Genomic DNA, 1,526 nt, shown 5'->3' on the forward strand with positions numbered 1-1,526 from the left:
GCCAGATTTGTAGAAGGCGTCTAAGACATCCAAACGGCGAACAGCCTTCACACGTTTTTGACCAGTTGCAGTCTTCAATTCTTCTTTCAAGACAGCAATTTCAGCTTCCAAATCCACTTGTTTCAAGAGGTCTTGGATCGCTTCTGCGCCCATCTTAGCTACAAAGGAACCTGGTCCGTATTCGCGCAAGCGTTCACGGTATTCACGTTCTGTCATGATGGATTTGTGCTCGAGTGGTGTATCTTTTGGATCGATCACCACGTAAGCTGCGAAGTAGATGACTTCTTCAAGGGCACGAGGGCTCATATCCAAGGTCAATCCCATACGAGAAGGGATGCCTTTGAAGTACCAGATGTGTGATACAGGCGCTTTCAACTCGATGTGCCCCATGCGTTCACGACGAACTTTCGCACGTGTTACTTCAACCCCACAGCGGTCACAAACGATTCCTTTGTAACGGATCCGTTTGTATTTCCCACACGCACATTCCCAGTCTTTTGTAGGTCCAAAGATGACTTCATCAAAGAGACCTTCACGTTCTGGTTTCAATGTACGGTAGTTGATTGTTTCAGGTTTCTTGACCTCTCCATAAGACCATGAACGGACCTTGCTTGGAGAAGCTAGGGTGATTTGCATACTTTTAAAACGATTTACATCAACCACTATTTCTTACCTTTCCTTGTTTTCATACTTGTTTCATTTGGATACAGCCCTAGGTGGGGGAAGAAAGGAAACTTTCTTGCCACCTCCTTGTGTCTGTATTTTGTTATCGAATCATCCTGTCAGAAGCATTCGTTTCTCACAAGACAATCATTTTTACTGATTATTTTTCTGATTCTTCAGCATCAAAGGCTGCTTTTGCTTCCTTGGCTGCTTTTTCACGTGCTTTTTCAAGGTCATCCACATGAATCACATCATCGTCTTCCCCTTCATCAAGGTCACGAAGTTCCACTTCTTGATCATCTTCGTCCAAGACACGCATGTCAAGACCAAGTGATTGCAATTCTTTGACAAGAACGCGGAAGGATTCTGGTACACCTGGTTTTGGAATTGGTTTACCTTTGGTAATCGCTTCATAGGCTTTCAAACGTCCGTTGACATCATCTGACTTGTAAGTCAAGATTTCTTGAAGGACATTTGATGCACCATAAGCCTCAAGGGCCCAGACTTCCATTTCCCCAAAACGTTGTCCACCAAACTGAGCTTTCCCTCCGAGTGGTTGTTGGGTAACCATTGAGTATGGTCCGACTGAACGGGCATGGAGTTTATCATCAACCATGTGGTGAAGCTTGATCATGTACATGACACCAACAGATACACGGTTATCAAACGGCTCACCTGTACGTCCATCGTAAAGAATGGTCTTAGCATCGCTATCCATACCAGCTTCTTTCACAGTATCCCAGAGGTCTTCTGAGCTTGCTCCATCAAAGACTGGTGTCGCGATGTGAATACCCAAGTTACGAGCTGCCATACCAAGGTGAAGTTCCATAACCTGACCGATATTCATACGTGATGGCACCCCA

At 45.0% G+C, this 1,526-nt stretch carries 2 pseudogenes; both read right to left on the reverse strand.

The window, feature by feature from the left end:
- A pseudogene (locus PAN06_RS14155) lies at positions 1-663 on the reverse strand (DNA-directed RNA polymerase subunit beta'); the annotation flags it as partial.
- A gap of 160 nt (positions 664-823) precedes the next feature.
- Positions 824-1,526 (reverse strand): annotated as a pseudogene (locus tag PAN06_RS14160) (DNA-directed RNA polymerase subunit beta); the annotation flags it as partial.

It is taken from the genome of Streptococcus sp. SM3 (assembly GCF_027497875.1).